Raw genomic sequence first — 24,065 nt, 5'->3', positions numbered from 1 at the left:
TTGAGTTATAAGATTGTTGCATATCATTTTCATGTTAATTACCTCCATTTCCCATTTATTATTTAGTGTTCCTTAATATTAGCATTGCGTTTTTGTTAGTGTCAATGATTTTTCTAAAAATTTATAAAATTAGTTATTTTATATTTAATCAACCTTTTTTTCTGATTTTTCATGTCTTTTGATAGGTACTTTAATAGAGTTAATACACTACCAATGAATATACTATTTCCCCTATTTGGTGGCAAAAGACCAATTTTATTAGTAAATCATAACAAATAGAAGGTGATGATTTGTTTTTTTTCGCTAAATATTTTATGATTATCTTACTAAAATATTTTTCATTTCACAGGAGGTGTACACTTTGTTCTCCCCCTCATTTGGGTCTTGGAACAAAGGAAGTCTTTGGACATAGCCATACGATTGACAGCGTTTGCTGTCTTGATCGCATGTTCAGCAGTTTTCGTAGCAACAGAGTTTGCTATCGTAAAGGTTAGAACAACTCGTATTGATCAATTAATCGCTGAAGGCAACAAAAAAGCCATTAAAGCGAAAAAAGTAATTTCTAATTTAGATGAATATTTATCCGCGTGCCAGCTGGGTATTACGATTACCTCACTCGGTCTCGGTTGGTTAGGTGAAGGAACAGTAGCCAAATTGTTAGAGCCGCTCTTTAACTTGCTGCAACTTAATAATAGTGTTACAACGGTTCTTTCATTTATCATATCCTTCTCGATTGTGACATTTGTACATGTTGTCGTCGGAGAATTGGCACCAAAAACATTGGCCATTCAAAAAGCAGAAAATGTCGCACTCGGCGTTTCCGGATTTTTAATTGGTTTCCACAATGTGATGTTTATATTCATTAAGATTTTAAATTCGTCCGCAAATGGTTTAGCAAGACTGTTTGGCCTTAAACCTACAAATGAATCTGAGGTTGCCATGACGGAAGAAGAATTAAGGATTATCTTATCCGATAGTTTAAAAGGCGGCGAGATCAACCAATCCGAATACAAATATGTGAATAGCATTTTTGAATTCGATGATCGCACAGCCAAGGAAATCATGGTCCCTCGTACAGAAATCATTGGCATTGAAAAAGAACTGACACTAAAAGAAGTATTTGAAGTAATGGGTGTTGAACAATATACGCGCTACCCTATTATTGAAGGTGACAAGGACCATATCATCGGCCTTGTTAATATGAAGCACTTGCTTACAGCGTATATCAAAAATCCCGCAAAAGGCGATACATCCGTAACACAATATATGCAGCCGATTATACGGGTATTTGAAACAATGCCAATTAGTGATTTACTTTTAAAATTCCAACGTGAACGTATTCATATGGCTATTTTAATGGATGAATACGGCGGCACATCCGGCCTTGTTACAATTGAAGATATTATTGAGGAAATCGTTGGTGACATCCGCGATGAATTCGACCAAGATGAAGTGCCTGAGATTCGCAAAGTTGACAAGGATCATTTTATTTTCGATGCTAAGATGCTGATTGAAAATGTAAATGACTTCTTAGGCATTCGTATTGAAGAGGATGATATCGATACAATTGGCGGATGGTTTATGACAAAAGATTTTGAAGCGATTAAAGGTGAGAAAATCACTGAGCAAGGTTATGAATTTATTATTAAAGAATTAGATGGCCACCATATACTATACTTAGAAGTAATAAAACTTCCAAAGAGTTCAGAGACTGCTGCTACTGTAGCAGATCCAATACAGCCTAACTAATTATCTTGTTTAACAAAACATGGAACGACGCACACTATTCTGTAGTGTGCGTCGTTTTCGCTTGTTTGAAACTTTTGCGAGGAGGAAACATTGTGGACTTATATACAAACTTAAGACAAGGGGAAAAAGGAGCCTGGCTTAGTATTCTGACGTACCTAGTCTTAAGCAGTGTAAAGTTAATCATCGGCTTTATCGGCCATTCGACAGCTTTAAAAGCAGATGGACTAAACAATACTACAGATATCATTGCCTCCGCGGCCGTTCTAGTAGGCCTTAGGATTTCACAGAAGCCACCTGATAAAGATCACCAATATGGCCATTTACGGGCAGAGACCATTTCCTCCCTTATCGCGTCATTTATCATGGCAATTGTCGGTTTGCAGGTACTATTAAATGCTGGGAAAAGCTTTTTTGAGGAACATCATACGGCTCCTTCCCTCTTAACAGCTGTTGTAGCCCTTGGCAGTGGCATTGTCATGTTTCTGGTATATATGTTCAATATTCGCCTAGCAAAAAGAATTAATAGCTCTGCTATTAAAGCAGCAGCTTATGATAATCGTTCGGATGCTTGGGTCAGCTTCGGAACTGCCATTGGTATTTTAGGCGCTATCTTTGGGTTTCCAATTATTGATTCCATCACAGCATTTTTAGTAGGTGCTTTAATTATTAAGACGGCCTATGATATTTTCTTTGAAGCTGTCCATGCGTTGACAGATGGTTTTGATGAAGCAGAGCTAGAGGCTTTGTCCGTTCTCATTAAAAATGTAGATGGTGTGATAGAACTAGTCGATTTAAAGGGTCGCAATCATGGCAACCTAATATTTGTAGATTTGACAGTAACCGTCGATCCCCAATTAGATGTTTGGCAAAGCCATCAGATTACAGAGGAAATTGAAAACACAATTAAACTAGCGAAGCCCTTTGCTGTTTCACTTGTCCACATTGAACCGGAAGGATTAGAACGAGTTCTGGATCAAAATATATTTAATCCACATAAAAAATAGCATAAAAAATGCTCATATAAAAAGTAACCGAGCGGATATGAATTTATTTTCATATCTGCTCGGTTTTATTTTGTGTAACTATATTACTTGTATCCAAATAAGTCATTCAGTTGATGTTAGTCCATGTTTAACTGCGTACAATGCAGCCTGCGTACGGTCCTGTACTTCAAGCTTTGCAAAAATGTTAGAGATGTGGGTTTTGACTGTTTTTTCTGTTACAAAAAGAGAGGACGCAATTTCTTTATTGCTTTTACCCTTCGTCAATTCTCCCAAGACATCTTGTTCCCTATTAGTCAACGGATGCAGCATATGCGGCAGTTCGCTGGTCATTTCTTGATTTTGGATAAGCTGAGTGGTTACTTGAGGATGCATAATATTCTCTCCGTCCATCACTCTACGGATGGCCAACACAAGCTCATCTGGTTCAATGTCTTTCAATTGATACCCTGCTGCTCCCGCTTCTATGGCAGGAACTACATGATCGCGATCAGAGAAGCTTGTCAGCATGATAATCTGGATATTTGGATATTTCGCTTTAATGTGCTTGGTTGCCTGGATTCCATCCATTTCTGGCATCACCAAATCCATAAGGATAATGTCAGGTTGAAGCGATGCCGTCAGTTCAATCGCTTCCTTACCGTTACTCGCTTCCCCAACAACTTCGATATCCTTTTGTGTTTTCAAGAAAAACAAAAGGCCTCTTCTTACAACATGATGATCATCCACGATTAACACTTTTATCATTTTTTCTTCCCCCCTAGTATGGCAGGCGGATTAAAATCTCCGTCCCCTTTCCAATTTCACTAACCCAATCAATAGTACCGCCTAAAGAAGTAGTTCGGTCTTTCATGCTCCTTAGCCCAAACGATGGTAGATTTACGAGCGAATCCACTTGGAATCCACGACCTTCATCTTTAATAACGAGCAGTACATCTCGATTTGTAATGGTGACAAAAATTTCAGCCTTCTTTACTCCTGCATGTTTACGTATATTATTTAAGGCCTCTTGCGTCAGTCGAAAAAGCGTTTCTTCAATACGAGATGGTAATTGCAGTACCCCCGTCATTTTCACTTTCAACTGTAAACCGAGCATTTCAGCGTACCCTTTCACGGCTTCCATCAGTCCGCTTTCCAAGCCCTTAGGACGTAGCTGCCAGATGAGCGCCCGCATTTCTGTTAACGCCTCTTGCGTCAAATTTTGTATCTCCTTAAATGTTTCCTTGATTTCAACCTGATCAGTCATCTCTTCTCCACCACGAGAAGTCAATGTGACAGAAAATAGGAGTTGATTCACAGAATCATGTAGATCTCTCGCTAATCGATTACGTTCTTGCACCAATGCTAATTCCTGCTCTTGTTTTGTTAACAGAATTCGTTTAATAGCTGAACCCATTTGGAAAGCTACAGATTCAAGTAGTGCCAGTTCATCATTAGTAAAGCGAATCGTATTCGGAGAAGCAACATTTAGTAAACCAAAACGTTCCTTTCCCGATTGAAGCGGTACTGTTGCATGGTGTGTGATACGTGCACAATCGCCTACATTAGCAGAAGCTGCGCTTTCTAGGCGCTGACATTCAATAATATTGGAAGCCTTCTTTAATTCTTGATTGCGATATTTCGATAAACACCAGCAGCCACCCTTTTCTAAAAATTGGCACTTATTATAGGACAAAGCTTCCGGTAAATTATCATGTGCTAAAAGTTCATGCTTTCCTTTACCGTTGATGAAGAAAATCCAGCCTGTCTCAAAGTTGGTCCCCCCTAAAAATTTTCGGAGAGCCCCTTCTAGCATGGGCTTTAATTCAGTTCCTTCATTTAGCAGTTCTGCAATCTCTTTTAATAAGCGTATATTTGAATGATCTGTCGGCTGCATCGGTTACCGCTCCCTCTTCCTTTTACTGATACTATTCATCATATCATTGTTAGCTAATATTGGCATTTATGTTGGCATGACCAAAAGCTAGCAAGTTAGCAAGTAAGTCTGCTTGCACTTTTCACCATTATGCAGGTATGCTAAAATAGCAACAATCAATATCTCAATTTTGAAAGATTAGGAGTTTCTCATGACAAAAAAGTTGGAAAATAGTTTACTATTTATGTGGGTGGTATCACTAATCGCAACGATGGGCTCACTGTTCTTTTCTGAAGTGCAGCATTATGAGCCGTGCAAGTTATGCTGGATTCAGCGCATCTTTATGTACCCGCTCGTCATTATTATTGGCGTAGCCTATATCCAAAAAAATGCGCGCATCGCAGTCACTACAGCTATCTTCTCTTGTATAGGTGCATGTATAGCACTCTATCACTATGGAATCCAAAAGGTTCCTTTCTTACAAGATTCCGCTGTATCATGCGGCCGTGTATCGTGCATAGGCGATTACATCAATTGGCTCGGTTTTATCACGATACCTTTTCTATCACTCATAGCTTTTATCTTAATTGCTGCTACAAGCATATTTATGCTGAACGTTCTTAAGGGGGAAAAATAATTTGGCTAAAAACACATCGAATACAAAAAAGAATGACAATAAACTAACAGTCCTATTAGTTATCGGTTTAATTGTAGTTATTGCATTTGTAGCACTCTACTTCTTGAATAACCAATCAAACAAAGATAAACTAGCAGACAATCCGTATAAAAAAGACTCGCTTAAACAATCAACTATTGATTTGCTGGATGATAAAAATTATCAAAATATCATCTTGCCTGATGAATTAGAAAAGAAAATCTCAAGTGGCAAAGATGTAATGGTGTATTTCTTTAAATCAGATTGTATTCATTGTAAAAGAGTATCTCCAATTCTAATGCCTCTTGCAAAAGATATGGGTATTCACATCGACCAATACAACCTTCTGGAATTCGAACAAGGTTGGGATCAATATCACATCGATGAAGGCACACCAACCCTTGTATACTATAAAGATGGCAAGGAACAGCTTCGTGTGGTAGGAGAACAGTCTAAAGAAACGTTTAAAAAATTCTTCGAAGCATCAATTTTAAAAGACAACAAATAAGTAAGATATAAAAATAGTCCATCCTAAAAAGGATGGACTATTTTTTTTTAATAATTAAAATGATCAGGGTGGGACCCAAAGCGTTGGTCTCGGTTCAGCCCATCAATCGCTTTCATATCTTCTTCACTTAATTCAAAATCAAACACTTCCGCATTCTCTTCAATGCGGCTTGGTGTAACTGATTTTGGAATGACAATATGATCACTTTGCAGATGCCATCTGATCACTGTTTGAGCAATTGATTTGCCATATTTTTCGCCAATCGCTCGAATGGTTTCATCCTGCAATACTTCCCCACGACCAAGCGGTGACCATGCAGTAATCGCAATATCATGCTTTTGACAGAATTGGCGAAGCTCTTCTTGGGTAAGATAAGGATGCAGCTCTACTTGATTCACCATAGGCTGGATATTTGCTTGTGCAAATATTTTTTCTAAATGATGAATTTCATGATTTGATACACCAGGCACTTGGATGAGCTTTTCTTCATATAAACGTTCGATTGCTCGATACGTGTCCATGAATTTATCTGGCACCGGCCAATGTGTAAGATACAAATCTAAATAATCCGTATCCAATTCTTTTAACGTTTTTTCAAAAGCGCGCAATGTTTCATCATACCCCTGGTCTGTATTCCAGACTTTCGAAGTGATGAAAATTTCTTCTCTTCTTTTGCCTGATGCACGTACAGCTTCCCCTACTTGTTTTTCATTGCCATAAAGTGCAGCTGTATCTACCGCAATATATCCAGTGTCTATCGCCTTTTTGATCGCGTTAAACGCTTCTTTCGGTTCTGTCATTTTGTAGACACCCAGACCAAAACGTGGCATTTCAATTCCATTATGTAGTTTTTTTGTAGAAGTGATTGAATACATATTAACTCCTCCTTATTGTTTTTTTATCCCACCTGAACGGGGTAACTGCTCTAAAAAGTGGGTGTTGGCACTTTCTTCAATAAGAAATAACTCCATTGAAGTTAAAGTTTCAATCTATTATACACTATTGCCTGAGTATTTAGAGAATATCGCATTTCTGATTTAGGGTTGAAATTTCACTTAGGAACGAATATTATATAATATGTTGTTTTTAACGTTCGTATTTAGAAAGAAGGTTTTCAATTGTTTCGTCTAAAAGAATATAATACTAATGCAAAAACAGAATTAACGGCTGGAATGACGACATTTCTAGCTATGGTATATATCATCGTGGTTAACCCAAAAATCTTGCATGATGCAGGCGTACCTGTGGATCAAGTATTTATGGCAACCATTATCTCCGCTGTGGTTGGTACCTTATGGATGGCTCTTTGCGCTAATTATCCAATCGCTATCGCTCCAGGTATGGGCTTAAATGCTTTCTTCACCTATTCGGTTGTTCTTGGCTCTAACGGAAAAATGGATTATCTGACCGCTTTTTCATCCGTATTTGTTGCGGGGATTGTTTTCATTATCCTATCCCTTACACCGCTTCGTGCAAAGCTAATCACCGCTATTCCTGAAAACATAAAACGCTCCATCACAGCCGGTATTGGTTTATTTATCGCCTTTCTCGGTCTTCGATCAGGTGATGTCATCGTAAAAAGCGACGACAGTACACTCGTAGCACTAGGCGATTTATCATCGGCCAATGCATTACTAACATTAGTTGGCCTTGCCATTACGGTTATTTTGATGGTCCGCAATATTCAAGGTTCTTTGTTTATTGGCATGGTCATTACAGGTATTATTGCCATCCTAACAGGACAGCTTAAAATCCATCATGTCGTGGCACTGCCTCACTTACCAAAGGGCATACTCGTTTGGAATCCAATCGAAGCATTCTCCAACGTAATTCATTATGGCCTATATGGCGTAGTCTTTTCTTTCATTCTTGTGACATTGTTTGATACCACAGGTACACTCGTAGGCGTTATGAAACAAGCAGGTCTAATGAAAGGTAATGAATTGCCTCGTGCACGTAAAGCACTATTAGCCGATTCACTAGGTACGATTGTTGGTTCTATGTTCGGAACAAGCCCGACTACTGCCTTTGTAGAATCTTCAGCCGGTGTTGCAGCAGGTGGTCGTACTGGTTTAACATCATTGACAGTTGCTGTGTTCTTTATCATCGCTTCTTTCTTCGGTCCTTTAGTGACAGCTGTATCAGACGTTTCAGCTATTACATCACCAGCACTTGTCATTGTCGGTACATTGATGATTTCTTCTATAAAAGAAATTGACTGGCATAGCTTTGATGAAGCATTCCCGGCATTCTTAATTATTTTGATTATGCCCCTAACCTCTAGTATTTCAACAGGTATTGCGTTCGGATTTATTTCTTACCCAATTCTAAAAATAGTGAAAGGCGACGCGAAAAAGGTGCATCCGCTTCTTTACTTATTTGCCATCCTGTTTGCTATCCAACTGATATTCTTGCAATAACGAAAAAAGGCTGTCCCGTTCATATGACGGGATAGCCTTTTTGCTTATTCATCATCAAATTGTTCAGGATCTGACTGGCGGCCTGCTTCCTCTAAATCCTCTTCATCTCGGCGCTTCTCCATTTGCTTGCCAAGCTGCTGCACTTCTTCAAATGAAGTGGCCATTGAACCATTCTCTTGCTCAATTTTATCCTTATCCATATACAAACCACCTTTCTTATTGGCATTACTTCTTTATCTATACCCTTTTGTTTTGAAAATATGCGCCCTTGAATTGTAGGAATTTTTTCACAATACATACTACCATTCCCATAGTAAATTTCATAAAATGAAATTAGAAAGGAGGAGTACTATGCTAACCATTTCAAAAACAAAAAAGTTTTGGTTTCTTTTTCTTCACACAGCTGTAGTCGGCTCGAATGTCCTTGCCTATCGTCTTGATGCCTTGCAACCTATTCCAAAGAATATGGTATTAGGAACTTTGTTTGACTTCATACTGGTTATTCCTTTGCTGACCTATCTCTTTATCATTCGTAAAAAATATTCCTTGAAGTATGTGCTTCCAGTCATAATTATTAGTTTTTACACAGCAAACCTTATTGTCCCAGGTGGCCTTTATTCAAGCTATTCATTCGTTCCTATCATTTTATTTATAGCTGAAGGGGTCTTTATCTCTTTAGAACTTCATGTGGTATACAAGCTGCTAACTAAGCTTCCAACAATGTTGAAGCAATCCAAGCTGTCACAGCAAAGCATACCCATATTTCAACTCCGGTTAAGCTCAGGACTTGCTAATCATTTAAAGCCCTCTAGAACCCTGGATATGTTCAGTACTGAATTATCTATCTGGTATTACAGCTTGTTTTCTTGGAAAGCAGAGCCTCCTATTGCATCGACTAAATATAGAACCTTTACATTCCATAAAAAAACAAGCTTTATCGCAGTATATATCATGCTTATTCATGCTCTCATTTTTGAATCAATTGGTTTTCACTGGCTGCTTCATAATTGGAGTCCTACTGTATCCATCATTCTTTTAATGTTAAATCTCTATGGGCTCATAATATTTGTGGCTGAGATTCAGGCAGTTCGATTATGCCCCATTATAATGACAGAAAAAATGCTGCATATGCAAATTGGTGTGATGAAACAAATATCCATTCCCTTAACACAAATAAAAAGTGTACACATATATCAAGGACCAGAAAAACTATCTAAAGAGGAAGTAGATATAACGCTTGATGCCGTGCTTCCCGATTTCATAAAAGAAAAGCCTGCTATTGAAATTGATTGCTACGCACCACAGGAAGTAAAATTGATGTATGGCTTTACGAAAAAGGTGACTAAAATTCATCTTAGTCCAGATGAACCTCATCTCTTTTTAGAGGCATGCCAAGAACTACTATCAAAGGACGGAGAAAGAGAATGATCATTTTACATTGCTTAACACAACAAGAATGGGAAACTGTTAAGAAAGACAAATATTATGGACAGGAATTGCTTGATTCAAGTAATTTTATCCATTGCGCCTCTATCGAAGACTTTTGGCGTGTAGCCCCATACTTTAAGGAAATAAAAGAACCATTATTGCTATTGTGCATAGACACCGATAAAGTCGAAGCAGAAATCAAATGGGAGGACGACGGCAATTATGGAAGAGAATATCCACATATCTATGGTGAATTAAACCTTAACGCCATTGTCGATGTCCTTCCCTTCTTAAGAGACGAACATGGGGATTTTCTTTTAAGTGAGGAACTTAAGAGTTATCAGGTGGAGAAATAAAGGATTAGTATCTAAGCTTCTATAAATATTAGAGGCCAATAATAGCCCCTCTTTAACAAAAAAAAAAGGTGGAAATAAAGTGGGGCTTTCAACTTAAAAGTCTCCTGTTTCTAGCTTTAAATTCAAATTTAAATAATCTTCTTTTTTAAATACTATTACAAATTCGTCTAGCCCTTTTTTATGTGGATATAAACTGTAATAGTGATTAAAATCTACTTTTAAGGTTACTAAAACTGTAAGTATTTTGCTTAAAATTTCTATGACATCTAACTCTACATCTCTTTTTATATCATTTTTAATACGGATATAAACATTCTTATCAGTACAATTATATTTAACTTTTCTTAAAGGTATATTTTCATCCATACAGTTTGATTTCAATAAGTTTTTAAAATGGTCTTTTTTATCCAAATGTACACCTCACTATAGCATAATTGATTTGCAATACAATTTTACTACAAATATAGAATTATTAAAGTGAGGAATATCTTGGTTGAAATCTACTCACTCAAAATCATAGGAGAATAAACATATGTACACAGGAATCCTTTTATATCCCAGATTTAGCGAATATGAATTATCGGTACTCTTATCCGTACTCATGCAAGGACAGAAACAAATCTTATATATAGGTCTAGATCATAAAGTAGTTAAAGGAGAAGCTGGCCTTCCTTGTATGCCTGATACCACAATAATGGAAATTGACATAAATCAATTGGATAGCATCGTTCTTCCAGGAGTCGATGATTTCGAACACTTAGTTAACCATGCCGAATTAAAATCTTTTTTGCATCGTTTTAAGCAAAGAGATATCCTCATAGGAGCCATATCAAGCGCACCCTATCTTTTATCGATGAGTGGATTGTTAAACGGGCGAAAATACACTACTGGATTAACGAAAGACCAGCGTTCCTTTTTAGGAACTTTCAATGAAGGCATATATGCGAATTCTTCTGTTGTAGTTGATCGCAATCTGTTAACTGCTAAAGGATCCTCTTTTATAGATTTTGCAATACAGTTTGGTGAGTTATTACATTTGGAGTTTGATAAGAGTTGGTATAACAAGTAACTATTCGAACCATCGTTTAATCGCCACAATTCTTAAACAAATAGCGTTTCATTTTCACAAAAATTAGGCTATACTTGTAAGAGAACTTTTCATTTTTTCATTCAATTAGGAGGGTACAACCATGAGATTAATCTTAATTCTTGGTGTGATTTTGTCATTCTTAGTGGCTATCTTTACTGCTGGTTATGAGGACAAACCTGTAAAATAATATGTAAATAAAAAGGGACAGCCTGTTATGGCTGTCCTTTTTTACTTTTACTGTAATCCTTTAAATCCTTGCTGGCGGAGTGCTTCAAATATCACAATAGCAGCCGTATTCGATAAATTCATCGAACGAACATGATCGCTTTGTGGAATACGCAAGCACTGCTCTTCTGGGTTATGGATAACCTCTCTTGGAATACCTGTCGTTTCTTTCCCAAACATAAAGTAGATTTCTTCGTCTGAGTTACTGTAATCAAAATCTGAATACGTCTTCGTGCCGAATGTCTCTATATAGTAAACAGTCCCATCTTGTATGGCCTCATAGAATTCATCAATCGAATCATAGTATGTGATGTTTACGCTATGCCAATAATCTAGGCCTGCTCTTTTCAGCATTTTATCGTCTGTTGAAAAACCTAGAGGTCGGATGAGATGCAAATGCGTATTAGTCGCTGCGCATGTCCGTGCGATATTGCCGGTATTTGCCGGTATTTCTGGTTGATATAACACAATGTGTAATGACACACTGAACACTTCCTTTATGTTTTGCTATTCCCAAAGACTACTTATGTCGAGCCGGTGAGTCCCCTCGTCCGCAGTAGTTTATTTTTGGGCTAGTAATAAATCTAAGCCTTTTTGAATTTCAAATTGGACCTCTTCATCTTTTTCAATGAGTGCCCCTTTTTCTAACACTTCTTTTGCTCCGTCTCCGCCAATTTTACCGATTGCCCAAGCGGCTGTTCCTCTGATCACTGGGCGTTCGTCTTGCTGGAACACTTTAATCAAAGTTGGTAGAGCAGCTTCTTCTTTAAAATGAGCAAGTGCAATAATCGCGTTACGCTGGATTGGTTTTTTCCCACGCCAAGACCCAGAGATATGTCCAAATTTCTCTTTGAACTCTCGATTCGAAATTGTTAATAACGGCTCAAGCAGTGGTTTAGCAATTTCCGGATCCGGTTGGAATGCATCGTGCAGCCAGTTGATTTTCCCTTTATTTTTCGGACAAACCGTTTGGCATGTGTCACAGCCATAAATACGATTGCCAATTTTCCCGCGGTACTCATCAGGCAAGAAACCTTTCGTTTGCGTTAAAAAAGCTACGCATTTTTGTGCGTTGAGTTGGCCTCCTTGAACTAGAGCGCCAGTCGGACACACATCAAGACATAGAGTGCAATCTCCGCATTGGTCCTCTATCGGTTCATCCGGCATAAATGGTAAGTCTGTAATTAATTCTCCCAAGTAGACGTAAGAGCCGAATTCAGGCGTAATAATGGCGCAGTTCTTCCCGCTCCATCCTATGCCTGCTCGTTCAGCTACAGCCCGATCTGATAACTCTCCTGTATCGACCATGGAACGGATTCGACAGCCTGGCACCTTTTCTTTTAAGAACGCTTCAATTAGTGCTAGCTTTTCGCGCAGAACTGTATGATAATCCGTTCCCCATGATGCCCGGCAGAAGATGCCTCTTCTTGCTCCCCTTTTTCCTTGCGGGGCGTTTTTCATTTTAGAAGGATACGCCACAGCAATCGCAATAATGCTTGCGGCATCCTCTAAAAGAAGCGTAGGCTCTGTACGCTTTTCAATATCCGATTCTTCAAAACCCGATTGGTAACCCAGTTCTTGTTGTATGCGTAACTTGTTTTTTAAATCGCTGAATGGCGCTGCAGATGTAAAGCCTATTTTATCCACACCGATGCTCTTCGCATAGGCGATTAATTCTTGCTGTAATTGCAATGGTTTCATTTATTTGTTATGTCACTCACTCTCTATGTTAAACTAAAGAAAATGATAAGTTAGGTGATGTATATGGCGAAAATAAGATTAGACTCATCCATTACTACGATAGTGCCTGATTTTAAAATCGGCATGATCCATTATACCAAAATAATCGTCTCCGAATCTCCTCAAATGATTAAAGGACGGACACAATTGTATCAAGAAAACCTTTATCTAGAATTACAGGAATCACCTGTCACGGAAAGACCCGGCATATCAGAATGGCGTAAAACCTGGAAGGCGCTTGGTGCTGACCCCAATCGCTATAGACTCTCAGCGGAAAGCCTTTTACGACGAATTGCAAAGCAAAACTATTTGCAGCCCTTCCACTCTGCAGTAGATCTGAACAATTTCTTTTCGCTTCAATATGAGATTCCAGTAGGAATTTATGATGCAGACCTTATTCAAGGTGACGTTGAGATCGCCCTTGGCGATGAAAATACAGGATACGAGGGTTTGAACGGACGTTATAATTCTTTAAAAGGAATAGCCTATTCAAAAGATAACAAAGGACCATTTGGGAGTCCATTCGTTGATTCTAAACGAACAGCAGTCACGGAACAAACGACTAATGCCATCCAGTTATTCTATCTTCGCCCTTCTTTATCGGAGGAAGAAAGCATGAAGCTACTTGTCGCTGCTGGGAATATGTTTTCTCAAATACATGGAGGAGATTATACAATAGATCTTCTTTCAACAATTCAATCAGAAATTGAACTATAAAGAAAAGCACATATAAAAGCACGAATCAATCCAATGATTCGTGCTTTTCTTCCCCTTTGAAAATTCAGCATATACCTTCTATCCCGTCGATTCCTAAACCAGGAGTATTCGAAAATGTAATGTGAGCCCCGTTGTATTGAATCCCTCCACGTAATAAATCCTTGGTTAACATCAGTGGTGCATCAAAATCATAATACTCAACATTAGGCTGGCTTGCTGCAAAATGGGCGGCCGCTCCAACCCCAAGCTTTGTTTCAATCATGCTTCCCACCATGCAAATCATATCTTGGCTTTGTGCTAATGCAGCAAGCTTCAAGGCTTGATAGATACCGCCTGTTTTCATTAATTTAATATTCATCATATCTGCTGCACGCATTTGGATAATCTCTTTTGCATCATAAATCGAAAAGACACTTTCATCCGCCATGATAGGTGTGAATGTGTGATCCGTCACGTATTTCAGTGATGCCAAATCATGTGCTGGCACAGGCTGTTCGACAAACTCAATTCCAAGTCCCCTCTGTTCCATCTCACGGATTGCTTTTACCGCGTCTTTCGCAGACCAACCTTGATTGGCATCAATTCGAATCTTAGGATTGGGTCCAATAGCTTGCCGGATCGCTTCAAGCCTCAATATATCCTCTTTGATTTCTCCAATTCCGACTTTAACTTTTAAAGTATGGAAGCCATCCTGAACATATTTTTTGGCATCCAACGCCATCATCTCAGGAGCATTAACGCTCACTGTATAATCTGTCGTAATAGAATTCTTGGCGCCACCTAAATACTGATATAACGGCAAGTTAGCGCTTTGTGCCAGCAAATCATAAATAGCCATATCAACAGCTGCTTTTGCGCTCGTATTGCCAACCATTGAATGGTGCAGCCTATGAAAAAGCCTTTCATAACTGTGCAAATCACTGCCAATAATTAAGGGTGCAAATACTTCTTCTACAGCAAATTGGATACTTGAAAGAGACTCGCCCGTAATAACATGCGTTGGCGGTGCTTCTCCTACACCATACAAACCATTTTCCAGTGTGATTTTTATATAGATTGCCTCTGCTACATTGACTGTACGTAGGGCTGTTTTGAATGGATTTTTTAATGGAATGGCAACTTTATACGTATCGACCGACTGAATCTTCAAGGTGGCTTCCTCCTATCGAACGCCTGGTTGAATTGAAAATGTTCTCTCATCCGCATCCAAAAAGGCATGCGCTCCAAGCGGGACTGCAAAATGCGGTTGACAATGCCCTATTTTCACATCTTTCACTATGGGTACATGCAAATCATCAAAGTAATGTCCAAATACCTCATCTAATGTCTGTGACTCTTTTCTTTTCGGCTCAGCATGCGAGAAATCACCAATAATAATACCCGCTACTCCCTGCAGTTTCCCCGCCAAGCGCAGCTGGTTCAGCATACCGTCTACTCGATACGGTTCCTCATCTATATCTTCAATCAATAAAATTTTGCCGAACGTTTCCAACTCATAAGGTGTTCCTATACTACTGGCCAGCAAACTCAGATTGCCGCCTGTGAGTTCGCCTTGGCATTGACCAGGCATAAATGTTTGGATAGGACCGAATGTGTCATCATAGTGAAGTATACTCGGAGCAAATAATTGCTGAAACATTTCCGCAGATTTCGCTTGAAATGTACCTTTGCCTACATCAGATGCAAGCATAGGGCCATGGAATGTCATTATATCAGCATATTTTCCGATAGCGGTATGTAAGTATGTAATATCAGAATAGCCCCAAAAAACTTTAGGATTTTGCGCTATCAAGTCAAAATCAATTCGGTCGGCATACCGTGCAGTACCGTAACCGCCACAAGCACAAAAAATACCGGCAATATCAGGTGCCGCAAACATTTGGTGCAAGTCGTTCAAGCGCTCGTCATCTGTCCCCGCCAAATAGCCGTCTACATTCAAGAGTGAATCCCCAAATCTATAATCCAAACCAAGTTCTTGGAGGAACTCTAAGGATTTATTCAAGAACTTTTCATTTGGCGGGCTTGCTGGTGCGATAATGCCAATTGTATCGCCCCGCTGCAATCTCTTCACCTGTCTCTTCATTCGCTTTATTTCCCCTTCCTAAAAATGCATGCTGATGATGGGTGAAATTAATCTCATCTATAAAAAAAATCGGGCTTCCTCCAATAGAAAGTCCGATCTTTTTTCGCCTTATTCCACCCCTGGCAAAATCGCCAACTCTTTATTGTCCGCATCCAATATTGCATCTACTCCTAAAGGTATGCCGACATTTAGCTCATCATGACCTATTTTAAAACCGCTCACAACAGGGATATTCATATGGCCAAAATAACTATCCAATAACTCATGCAGAGTCGGTGAATCTTCATATTCCCGCTGATTTGTTTCGACAAAGTCGCCAACTACAATGCCGGCAACTCTTTCAAACTTCCTCGCTTGTTTCAGCTGATTTAAAAGTGAGTCAATTTGTGCTGGCTCCAGCCCGATATCTTCAATCAACAATATCTTGCCATCAGTATTGATTTCAAATTTCGTTGCCAAGCTATTTACAAGCAAGGTCAGATTGCCGCCTGTCAATTCACCTCGCGCACGCCCACCTGAAATGGTCGTAAGTTTCGATATACTTTCATCATAGTAAATCTCCGCAGGCTCAAACAATTGGTTGAACATGAGCTTTGTACGCTCTGCTACTTGTTCGCGTCCAATGCTAGACAGTGTCGGACCATGGAAAGTAACCAGATCCGCATACATACCAATTGCTGTATGTAAAAATGTAATATCTGAAAAGCCCCAAAAAATCTTAGGGTTCTCTTCCAATAGTAAGTAATCGATTCGATCTGCTATTCTAGCTGCTCCATAACCGCCACTTGCACAGAATATGGCCTTGATTGTTGGATCCTCTATCATCTCTTGCAAATCAGCGGCACGTTCTCGGTCTGTGCCTGCCAAATAATGCTCCCGGCGTTGGATCGTATTGCCCAGCAAATAACGCAAGCCGAGTTCTTCGAGGAAATCGAGGGCTTTAGTTAACCTTTCAATATTCGGTGGGCTAGATGGCGCGATAATACCAACTGTATCACCCTTTTGTAAACGTTTTGGACGTATTTTCATCATTGCAGCTCCTAAACAAGTAATTTCTTCTTTACTTTAGCAATAAACAGGCAAATTGGCTACAAAACCACTCGCTTCACAAAACAAAAAAGCAGGACATTGCCTGCTCCTACACACTCTTTCGCTCCCATTCTCCTGTTTCAGGAATATCCACTATCTCGATGCCAATACCTTGTTCTTTATTATATATAATCCATTTATCCTTCTCGCGCTCTACCGCTCTATTTTGCCATTCTAGCCAACCGCAATTGGCACAATGACTTTCAACATAGCTGTGTCGATGCAGGTCTTGATGATGAAAAATCGTTTTTGTTTCGCAATTATAGCAAAAAAGAATTTTAGAATTAGTACTCGCTTGCATAGAATCCCTCCATCGCTTTTTCCCTATGCTCGGCAAATAGAGGAAAAATTATACACATAAATCTCACTGTTTTGTACACATTAAAACGAGGAGGTGACTAGTTATGAGCAAAAATAACAAAGCAACAATCAATACGAGAACTCATAATCCTTTTGACGTCTATCAAAGCACAGACCACAATGTCAGCAACAGCAATAACAATAATCCAAATGACAATATTAATGAAGAGTTCGGTCCTGAGTTTGATTCCAAGGCAAAAAATAAAAACAATAGTATCAACCATAACAAAACACAACAAACGAATAAAAGGTAATACAAAAGAGCCTGCGATGGGCTCTTTTTAGATTATTACTATCTCCATAGAGAAAATACATTGCACTTATCATACATCTGCGAAATAATTGAGTATGATAGTTCTGAGGAATTACTACATATAGGAGGATGGTGGGCAATTTGCCGTGTAAAAGCTGTATTATAAATGAGTTAGAATATGAATTTAAGCTTGAAGGCACCCGTAATACTGCGATGCGTGAAGAAGTCATCAATCATTTGAAAAGAAGAAAGATAAAACTAAGTGCTTCTGAAAATGCATTGCTAGTAGGTGAAAGTGGTGTGAAAGAGTTAATGGACTTCTTCTATCACCATATGACACCAGAAGAGGTTACCTTTCGAGTAGATCAACAAGCATGGCAAGCTCTTTCTGCTATCGATCAATATTTAAATAGTGATTGGGTCGATAATGTGATAAAAGACGAAAGAGTATCATGCCACTTCCAGCCAATTGTTGATAGAAATGAAGAAACATATGCCTATGAAATTCTTTCGAGATTTCTAGATGAAAATGATCAGATGATTTTTCCAAATGAACTATTTAATGCAGCCAAAAAAAGAGGCAGGCTTTATGCACTGGACCGCTTATGCAGAATGAACGCAGTTAAAAACTCTGCCGCCATAAATAAGAAAGTATTCATCAATTTTATTCCAACTTCTATTTACTCGCCTGAACACTGTTTAGCAACAACTGTGGCCCTTGCAAAAAAACTAGGCATAGAACCACACCAATTTGTATTTGAAGTAGTGGAATCTGAGCAAGTAGAAGATCTAGACCATCTAAAAAGAATACTTACTTATTATAAAGAAAGAGGCTTTGAATATGCACTGGATGATGTAGGTGCAGGCTTTAATACCATCGATTCAGTAGCTGCTCTCAAACCGCATTATATAAAGTTGGATATGAAATATGTACAAGGCGTAGCGGCTGATCCATTAAAACAAAAAACAGCCCTGGCCTTTTTACATAAAGCAATTGAAGTAGGCGCTACTCCTCTTGCAGAAGGTGTAGAAGAACGGGAAGACTTTGAATGGCTAAAACAACAAGGTTACCAGTTATTCCAAGGATATCTATTTGGAAAGCCTTCTCCTGTGCCTCAATAAGAAAAAGCTAGCCTGTTAATAAGGCTAGCTTTTGTTTTGATTACTCACCTTATCGTGAATATTTTCAGAATAGCTATGCGTATTCATCCAGTCCATTTCTTCCTCTAAGAGGACTTCACTTTTCCGGCTCTTTATCCAGTCATATAAATCTCCGATCTCCTTATTGTCTTCCTTGTAACGTATAAGGAACTCTAATCCTAAGATTAGATTATCACTTACTATTTTTCTTTTTCTTTTTCTTTTCAACATACTCTTTAATCGTTCTATTACTGCTGGAATTGCAGTTTCATTTCCATGTCTATTAATCGCTAACATGGCATAGCCTTTAACATAAACAGACCTATCCTGTAAGGCTTTTAAAAAAACCGGAAGTAATGAGGAGTTTCCTAATTCAATCAAAGTCCCTATAACTGTACATTTAACATCACCTTTAGGATGATTAAGTAAATTTATAAGATGAGGAATAGCTCTATCTGAACCTATTTCTGAAAGAACGCTGCTTGCATAAATTAAATCATATTCATCTGTGGATTCTGAAATAATTTTAATGAGTGCATCCTCAGCTATCTTATTTTTACATCCATTTAATGCCTCAATAGCAGTATGTCGGATAGAGGAACGGTCATCATTGAGAAATTTAATAATAATGGTTGAGTATTCTTCTACATTCCTTTGTTCTGCAAGCGCATTTAGAATTTGCTCTAGCACATATTTATTCGTTTCTGTTTCAAGTCCTTTCAGTAGAATATCAGCAACATGCCTTTCCTCAGTATTAGTTCCAATTTTACCAAGTATAAAATAGATATGCATCCTAGTTTCTCGATCTTTCGTTTTCTCTAATAAATTGGAAAGATAAGGAATCATCGTAATATCTTCTAATTCCTCTGCTTGTCGATAAGCAAGCCATGATGGAGAATCTTCGTTAGTAAAACTTTCCTCTTTGTAGATATGTTCATCACTGGCCATGTCGTTTATTAAATTTAGTAATTCTTTTTCAGTCATCATAGGTCTCTCCCTTTCCGATATTCTGGAGCAATAAGTAGCACAAGTTAATACTCATATATGTATAGATAAAGCCTTACTAGATATCTAAAAGTTTACACGTTCTTTATTGCTGATTGAACTTTTAGTTTTATTTATTTAGGATGTGTGAATCTTTATATTTATTGCATGTAAAAAGCTAGCCAATTTATAATGGCTAGCTTCTTTTTTATTGTTGTCCATTCTTAACCCATTGTGCAACGTTCACAGTACGTTTGGCCTGATATTTAACTGATGCTTCAACATCTTCTACCATTTTGTCATCTTGTCCGACCGTCACACTTGTTCCATATGGATTGCCGCCTGCTTTAAATAGCACAGGATCACTGTAGCCAGGTGCTGCAATGATAGCTCCCCAATGCATCATCGATGTATAAAGTGATAACAGTGTCGCTTCTTGGCCACCATGGGGGTTTTGTGCAGAGGTCATGGCACTGACAACCTTGTTTACAGTTTTACCTGAAGCCCATAAACCGCCTTGTGTGTCTAAAAATTGCTTCAGCTGAGAAGCCATTGTTCCAAAACGTGTCGGCACACTAAAGATAATACCATCCGCCCACTCAATATCCTCAGACTTAGCAACTGGAATATCCTTAATCATTTCGGTTGTTTTCTTCCATTTTTCATTATTCTCAACTACTGATTGAGGTGCGAGCTCTTCAACCTTCAAGATTCTTACCTCTGCACCTGCTTCTTCTGCCCCTTCTTTTGCCCATTTGGCAAGCTGATAATTCGTACCGCCCATTGTGTAGAAAATCACTGCTAACTTTACTTTAGACATTTCTTCCTCTCCTTTTTTGTAGATAGTATATTTATACCCAAATAAAAGGAGTTTCAATATTTAAAACAACAGGTTATTAAAGACAGAATACATTCAAATCCGTTTCTCACTTTATGTAACTTAATAATCTATCCAAAGAATCTATTTCAGCGTATGGTATTATTTCGGTATCATTTTCAAGCATATAAGGATTGAACCAGATGCCTTTTATATTTGCGCTTTGACAACCACCAATATCTTTTTCGATGTGATCTCCGACAAATAGCACTTCTTCCGGTTGCACACTCAGCTTATTTAATGCTATTTCGAATATCCGCTTGTCTGGTTTACTAAAGCCTGCTTCTTCAGAAATAACTACTATCTCAAAGCAACTATTCAAATTGGTGTTCATTATTTTAGCTTTTTGTCTCTCAGTCAAGCCGTTTGTGATAATGGCAACTTTCATATGTCTCTTAATAGTATTTACAATATCAATTGTATGTTGGTCTATAGAAAAGCAACGAGGAAAATGATTATTCCAAAACTCTTGAATGTCGCTGTGTGGCAATCTATATTTTGGTGGGAAATCATCAAAGAATGATTCAAGAACCTTTGTTTTATCGCTATAACCATAATCTCTTTTGTCATAGACCTTAAATTTCCTTAACATCTGCTGTTGTACTGAATGTTCAACATCCTTATAACACTTTTCTAAAACTAAGCAGAACATTTTATCTACTGCTCTATTCCGATTCAGCAACGTATCATCTAAATCAAAGAGCATTGCCTTATAACCGCTCAATTAACCACACTGCCTTTCTATACAATACATACTATAAATTTACCTATGCCCATCTTTCCTTGCCTTTATATAGCCGTAATACGCGCATGTACCATTTTTGGGTTAGATCTTTTACCTCAAAACCACATTTTTCATAAAAGCTAAAATTGTTTGCAGAAGTATGGGCAAACCAATCACCATGGGGAAGTTTTTGAACACAAAGCTCCACAAGTTTTTTAGCTATACCTTTTCCGCGATACTCTGATAAAACGACTAAGTCCATTATGTTAGCTGCCATAATTTGATCTGAAAGGGCTCTGACCATACCAATCATTTGATTTTGATCCCAAACAGTAAATGCGCAGGTAGAGTTTTTGAAAATAAGTGAATATTGCTCTTTTTGCCAAGTTGGAGTATTCCTTGCCCATCCCGCACCTTCAAACAATGTCTCAACACTTTCAGCAGGAATCCCATCTGTTCCCTCTCTTATGACTACCCCATTAAAATAATGATACATGCTACCCCCTCCTATTTAATAGTTATATATACGACTTATTGGTGATAATCTCCTTTATTGTTCTACTTAAGTTATTCCAAAAGAAAATAGCATTACCCTGTTGTTAGAGTAATGCACCGATAGCTTAATAGGATTCGATAATTTGCTTACTCAGATTTGAGATAATTGAAGGTAATTCCGCTAAATCATCAATGATTAAATTCCCTTCGAAACTGTTCCACTGAACATTCTTTTTCCAAATTCCCTTCATTCCTAAGAGTTCGGCTGCTTTTATATCATTTTCAGGATGGTCGCCAACATAAATGCTTTGTTTTGGGGAAACATTAAGTTGTTCTAAAGCTCTTAAGAATATTTGGGGATCAGGTTTTTTTATTCTTTCCCATTCAGATATTAAGATAGTTTGAAAATATGGTTCGATACCTAAAGCCTTTATATTATCCATCTGAAACTGTCCATATCCATTTGTAATCATACCTAAAATAATATTATTGCTTTTCAATTCTCTTAACATACTAATGAGATTAGGAAAAGGAACACAACTATTCCTAAATTGATTTTTGTAATCAAGAAGTAAGTCCTGCCCAGTAATCCCCCGAATATCAAATTCTCTTATTAATTGTTGATACACTTGATCCTTCCAAACATAGCCATGGTTGTCTAGCTCAATAAAACGTTGAGTGTAATTCTCTTTTGGTATATGACCTACAAAATTAGTAAAGCGTTCATATTGGCTATCTATAAAGTTCTCTACTGATGCGACACGGTCTAATAACGTACCATCTAAATCAAACATTACAACCTTCATCATTACCCCCTATACCTCCATTTAACTTCCTTTCACATTCAGATCTAAAATGGTGTCTATCTATTAATAGATCAATTATTATACTGTTCTAAAATAGATTATTTCTGGGTCGCCTTCGTCTAAATTTTCAATGAATCCGCTTTGTTTAAAACCATTAGCTTTAAAAACTTTTTGCATTTTTTTATTTGATTGATTAGTAGAAGAGAATATTTTCTTAGTTGGAGCAATGCTTATAAAGTACTCAATAAGCGATGTAGCATACCTTTTTCGCCTTTCAGTTAGTTTAACGATGACTAAAGAAATAAAGCTACATTCAAAGAAATGAGTATCATAAATTAAAAAACCAACAATAGAATTATTATCTTTAACTACTATACATCTCCCTTCATCGATAGCTTTTTTAATGGACTGACGTCTACTATCGTTTCCGATTACCTCTATATCGATGTTTACAATCTCATCTAACTTAATGAGGTTAGGTTTACTTATATGCAAAATTTTCTCCTCCACAAGTCAATTTCTATTCAGTTCCTTTTATACAGGTAAAACTCAACATAAAGATCAGATTTCCTTTAACTATTAAACAGATTAGTAATGGTAAATTCGTTTGCCTTACCGTTTTAAATTCTCCTTCACTAAAATCAGGTAGACATACTATGTGTATGATATTTTTGTTAGTGAAGATAAATAAAAAAACGCTTCTTACAAAATGTAAGAAACGCTTATTCATCGTTTGCAAATTAAGTTAGGATCGAGCGGTCTGAACAGAGAAAATCGTCTTATTTCTAAAAGATTCCCTTAGCTTTGTTTGGAGTTTTTCAAAGTAAATAACTCTGACATTTTCGCATAATACGGTCCCGCTAGGCGCCCTACCGGCTTAAGTTTAGACAAATCTACTTTTCCATCCTTGTATAGTGTATCTTCGATGTGTATTTTAACGACACGACCAATAACGAGGTTTGATGATCCAGGACCTTCTCCAAATTTCAGCATATTCTCTAACACACATTCCATTTGTATAGGACTTTCCTTAACTCGATACGGCAACACTTTCGAGCTGGGTATAGGTGTTAGACCGGTCTCTTGAAACTCATCTATGTCAGGCGCAAATTCTATGGATGTATCATGTACTTTCGTTACAATATCCTCCGTAACCATATTAATCACAAATTGTCCCGTCTCTTCAATGTTAAGTGTCGTATCTTTCTTCGTACCATCTTCCGGTCGAATCAAGGGGGCAAAGGCCACCATAAATGGCGAAGGACATACCCCGCAAAAATTACTGAACGGCGCAAGATTAGGAATACCTCTCTTTGAAATAGTAGAGACCAAAGCAATCGGTCTAGGCAAGATAGAGCCTGTATATAATTTGTAACTGTCTTTCCACGTAAGGTTTTCTGGAATAATTTCCACGTTGATTCATCCTCTCTTGATTATCTCTTATCTAAAAAAGATTGATTAATGATACATTCAGAAGTCATACAATTCCTCCTACATTATTATGGCTACA

The 24,065-nt window shown here is 37.9% G+C and carries 28 protein-coding genes and 1 pseudogene; 11 read left to right on the top strand and 18 right to left on the bottom strand.

Going from position 1 to position 24,065, the window contains the following annotated elements; translation table 11 throughout:
• The first annotated feature begins 402 nt into the window (after nt 1-402).
• Nucleotides 403-1,749, top strand: a complete 1,347-nt coding sequence (locus AC6CHJ_RS11420) for a hemolysin family protein (RefSeq protein ID WP_498288620.1) — start codon at nt 403-405, stop codon at nt 1,747-1,749.
• Between the two features lie 92 nt (nt 1,750-1,841).
• A complete protein-coding gene (locus tag AC6CHJ_RS11415; protein ID WP_066789630.1) occupies nt 1,842-2,753 on the top strand; it encodes a cation diffusion facilitator family transporter in 912 nt (303 codons plus the stop codon).
• A gap of 102 nt (nt 2,754-2,855) precedes the next feature.
• Here AC6CHJ_RS11415 and AC6CHJ_RS11410 read toward each other — a convergent pair whose 3' ends face one another.
• Nucleotides 2,856-3,497 (bottom strand): response regulator, encoded by a 642-nt coding sequence (locus AC6CHJ_RS11410; protein WP_249774731.1) that lies wholly within the window; start codon nt 3,495-3,497, stop codon nt 2,856-2,858.
• A 13-nt stretch (nt 3,498-3,510) separates the two neighbouring features.
• Entirely contained in the window at nt 3,511-4,626 is a 1,116-nt protein-coding gene (locus AC6CHJ_RS11405; protein ID WP_498288618.1) for a GAF domain-containing sensor histidine kinase, read from the bottom strand.
• A 190-nt stretch (nt 4,627-4,816) separates the two neighbouring features.
• Here AC6CHJ_RS11405 and AC6CHJ_RS11400 point away from each other — a divergent pair, with 190 nt between their 5' ends.
• Complete coding sequence (locus tag AC6CHJ_RS11400) at nt 4,817-5,242, top strand: disulfide oxidoreductase (protein ID WP_066789636.1); 426 nt, start codon at nt 4,817-4,819, stop codon at nt 5,240-5,242.
• Nucleotide 5,243: 1 nt separating this feature from the next.
• Nucleotides 5,244-5,768, top strand: coding sequence for a thioredoxin family protein (locus AC6CHJ_RS11395; RefSeq protein WP_498288616.1), 525 nt, complete (start codon nt 5,244-5,246; stop codon nt 5,766-5,768).
• A 47-nt stretch (nt 5,769-5,815) separates the two neighbouring features.
• Here AC6CHJ_RS11395 and AC6CHJ_RS11390 read toward each other — a convergent pair whose 3' ends face one another.
• Nucleotides 5,816-6,643, bottom strand: coding sequence for an aldo/keto reductase (locus AC6CHJ_RS11390; protein WP_498288614.1), 828 nt, complete (start codon nt 6,641-6,643; stop codon nt 5,816-5,818).
• 243 nt (nt 6,644-6,886) lie between these two features.
• Between AC6CHJ_RS11390 and AC6CHJ_RS11385 the strand changes: the two genes are divergently transcribed.
• On the top strand, nt 6,887-8,188 hold the full coding sequence (locus tag AC6CHJ_RS11385) for an NCS2 family permease (protein WP_498288612.1): 1,302 nt from the start codon (nt 6,887-6,889) through the stop codon (nt 8,186-8,188).
• Between the two features lie 44 nt (nt 8,189-8,232).
• Here AC6CHJ_RS11385 and AC6CHJ_RS11380 read toward each other — a convergent pair whose 3' ends face one another.
• Complete coding sequence (locus AC6CHJ_RS11380) at nt 8,233-8,388, bottom strand: hypothetical protein (RefSeq protein WP_149032018.1); 156 nt, start codon at nt 8,386-8,388, stop codon at nt 8,233-8,235.
• A gap of 151 nt (nt 8,389-8,539) precedes the next feature.
• On the opposite strand from AC6CHJ_RS11380, the gene AC6CHJ_RS11375 reads away from it, so the two are divergent.
• Together AC6CHJ_RS11375 and AC6CHJ_RS11370 are read left to right on the top strand one after the other, a co-directional pair.
• Complete coding sequence (locus tag AC6CHJ_RS11375) at nt 8,540-9,616, top strand: hypothetical protein (protein ID WP_498288610.1); 1,077 nt, start codon at nt 8,540-8,542, stop codon at nt 9,614-9,616.
• On the top strand, nt 9,613-9,972 hold the full coding sequence (locus tag AC6CHJ_RS11370; RefSeq protein ID WP_498288608.1) for a DUF952 domain-containing protein: 360 nt from the start codon (nt 9,613-9,615) through the stop codon (nt 9,970-9,972). The genes AC6CHJ_RS11375 and AC6CHJ_RS11370 overlap by 4 nt, the downstream gene beginning before the upstream one ends.
• A gap of 93 nt (nt 9,973-10,065) precedes the next feature.
• Here AC6CHJ_RS11370 and AC6CHJ_RS11365 read toward each other — a convergent pair whose 3' ends face one another.
• The gene (locus AC6CHJ_RS11365; protein ID WP_150284989.1) at nt 10,066-10,383 is read right to left on the bottom strand and encodes a hypothetical protein; all 318 of its coding nucleotides are present in this window, start codon (nt 10,381-10,383) and stop codon (nt 10,066-10,068) included.
• 121 nt (nt 10,384-10,504) lie between these two features.
• On the opposite strand from AC6CHJ_RS11365, the gene AC6CHJ_RS11360 reads away from it, so the two are divergent.
• Nucleotides 10,505-11,041, top strand: coding sequence for a DJ-1/PfpI family protein (locus AC6CHJ_RS11360; RefSeq protein WP_498288606.1), 537 nt, complete (start codon nt 10,505-10,507; stop codon nt 11,039-11,041).
• A gap of 255 nt (nt 11,042-11,296) precedes the next feature.
• Here the strand turns inward: AC6CHJ_RS11360 and trmL are convergent, their stop codons facing one another.
• Complete coding sequence (gene trmL, locus AC6CHJ_RS11355) at nt 11,297-11,770, bottom strand: tRNA (uridine(34)/cytosine(34)/5-carboxymethylaminomethyluridine(34)-2'-O)-methyltransferase TrmL (protein WP_251647652.1); 474 nt, start codon at nt 11,768-11,770, stop codon at nt 11,297-11,299.
• A 78-nt stretch (nt 11,771-11,848) separates the two neighbouring features.
• Nucleotides 11,849-12,988, bottom strand: coding sequence for a tRNA epoxyqueuosine(34) reductase QueG (gene queG, locus AC6CHJ_RS11350; RefSeq protein WP_150284986.1), 1,140 nt, complete (start codon nt 12,986-12,988; stop codon nt 11,849-11,851).
• A gap of 63 nt (nt 12,989-13,051) precedes the next feature.
• On the opposite strand from queG, the gene AC6CHJ_RS11345 reads away from it, so the two are divergent.
• Complete coding sequence (locus AC6CHJ_RS11345) at nt 13,052-13,744, top strand: B3/B4 domain-containing protein (protein ID WP_498288604.1); 693 nt, start codon at nt 13,052-13,054, stop codon at nt 13,742-13,744.
• Between the two features lie 64 nt (nt 13,745-13,808).
• On the opposite strand, the gene AC6CHJ_RS11340 is transcribed toward AC6CHJ_RS11345, so the two are convergent.
• The 4 genes from AC6CHJ_RS11340 to AC6CHJ_RS11325 all read right to left on the bottom strand — a co-directional run bounded on the left by AC6CHJ_RS11340 (nt 13,809) and on the right by AC6CHJ_RS11325 (nt 17,217).
• On the bottom strand, nt 13,809-14,894 hold the full coding sequence (locus tag AC6CHJ_RS11340) for a mandelate racemase/muconate lactonizing enzyme family protein (protein ID WP_498288602.1): 1,086 nt from the start codon (nt 14,892-14,894) through the stop codon (nt 13,809-13,811).
• Nucleotides 14,895-14,906: 12 nt separating this feature from the next.
• Nucleotides 14,907-15,827, bottom strand: coding sequence for a S66 peptidase family protein (locus AC6CHJ_RS11335; protein WP_498288600.1), 921 nt, complete (start codon nt 15,825-15,827; stop codon nt 14,907-14,909).
• A 108-nt stretch (nt 15,828-15,935) separates the two neighbouring features.
• Nucleotides 15,936-16,856 (bottom strand): S66 peptidase family protein, encoded by a 921-nt coding sequence (locus AC6CHJ_RS11330; protein WP_498288598.1) that lies wholly within the window; start codon nt 16,854-16,856, stop codon nt 15,936-15,938.
• A 109-nt stretch (nt 16,857-16,965) separates the two neighbouring features.
• The gene (locus AC6CHJ_RS11325; RefSeq protein WP_498288596.1) at nt 16,966-17,217 is read right to left on the bottom strand and encodes a hypothetical protein; all 252 of its coding nucleotides are present in this window, start codon (nt 17,215-17,217) and stop codon (nt 16,966-16,968) included.
• A 103-nt stretch (nt 17,218-17,320) separates the two neighbouring features.
• On the opposite strand from AC6CHJ_RS11325, the gene AC6CHJ_RS11320 reads away from it, so the two are divergent.
• Complete coding sequence (locus tag AC6CHJ_RS11320) at nt 17,321-17,530, top strand: hypothetical protein (protein ID WP_498288595.1); 210 nt, start codon at nt 17,321-17,323, stop codon at nt 17,528-17,530.
• Between the two features lie 131 nt (nt 17,531-17,661).
• Entirely contained in the window at nt 17,662-18,651 is a 990-nt protein-coding gene (locus AC6CHJ_RS11315) for an EAL domain-containing protein (protein ID WP_498288593.1), read from the top strand.
• A gap of 24 nt (nt 18,652-18,675) precedes the next feature.
• Here the strand turns inward: AC6CHJ_RS11315 and AC6CHJ_RS11310 are convergent, their stop codons facing one another.
• From AC6CHJ_RS11310 to AC6CHJ_RS11280, 7 genes and pseudogenes are all read right to left on the bottom strand, one after another.
• Nucleotides 18,676-19,653 carry a HEAT repeat domain-containing protein gene (locus AC6CHJ_RS11310; RefSeq protein WP_498288592.1) on the bottom strand — a complete coding sequence of 326 codons (978 nt, stop codon included), beginning with the start codon at nt 19,651-19,653 and terminating at the stop codon, nt 18,676-18,678.
• 208 nt (nt 19,654-19,861) lie between these two features.
• Nucleotides 19,862-20,473 (bottom strand): NAD(P)H:quinone oxidoreductase, encoded by a 612-nt coding sequence (gene wrbA / locus AC6CHJ_RS11305; protein WP_147196164.1) that lies wholly within the window; start codon nt 20,471-20,473, stop codon nt 19,862-19,864.
• Nucleotides 20,474-20,579: 106 nt separating this feature from the next.
• On the bottom strand, nt 20,580-21,236 hold the full coding sequence (locus tag AC6CHJ_RS11300; RefSeq protein WP_498288768.1) for an HAD family hydrolase: 657 nt from the start codon (nt 21,234-21,236) through the stop codon (nt 20,580-20,582).
• Nucleotides 21,237-21,293: 57 nt separating this feature from the next.
• Nucleotides 21,294-21,750, bottom strand: a pseudogene (locus tag AC6CHJ_RS11295) (GNAT family N-acetyltransferase).
• Between the two features lie 124 nt (nt 21,751-21,874).
• The gene (locus AC6CHJ_RS11290) at nt 21,875-22,558 is read right to left on the bottom strand and encodes an HAD family hydrolase (RefSeq protein WP_498288590.1); all 684 of its coding nucleotides are present in this window, start codon (nt 22,556-22,558) and stop codon (nt 21,875-21,877) included.
• Between the two features lie 75 nt (nt 22,559-22,633).
• The gene (locus AC6CHJ_RS11285) at nt 22,634-23,050 is read right to left on the bottom strand and encodes a GNAT family N-acetyltransferase (RefSeq protein ID WP_498288588.1); all 417 of its coding nucleotides are present in this window, start codon (nt 23,048-23,050) and stop codon (nt 22,634-22,636) included.
• Between the two features lie 303 nt (nt 23,051-23,353).
• On the bottom strand, nt 23,354-23,968 hold the full coding sequence (locus AC6CHJ_RS11280) for a flavin reductase family protein (RefSeq protein WP_498288586.1): 615 nt from the start codon (nt 23,966-23,968) through the stop codon (nt 23,354-23,356).
• Between the last annotated feature and the right edge of the window lie 97 nt (nt 23,969-24,065).

It is taken from the genome of Rummeliibacillus sp. GQ308 (genome assembly GCF_059759115.1).
Note: the sequence above shows the minus strand (reverse complement) of the source record. Positions and strands in the feature narration are given on the sequence as shown.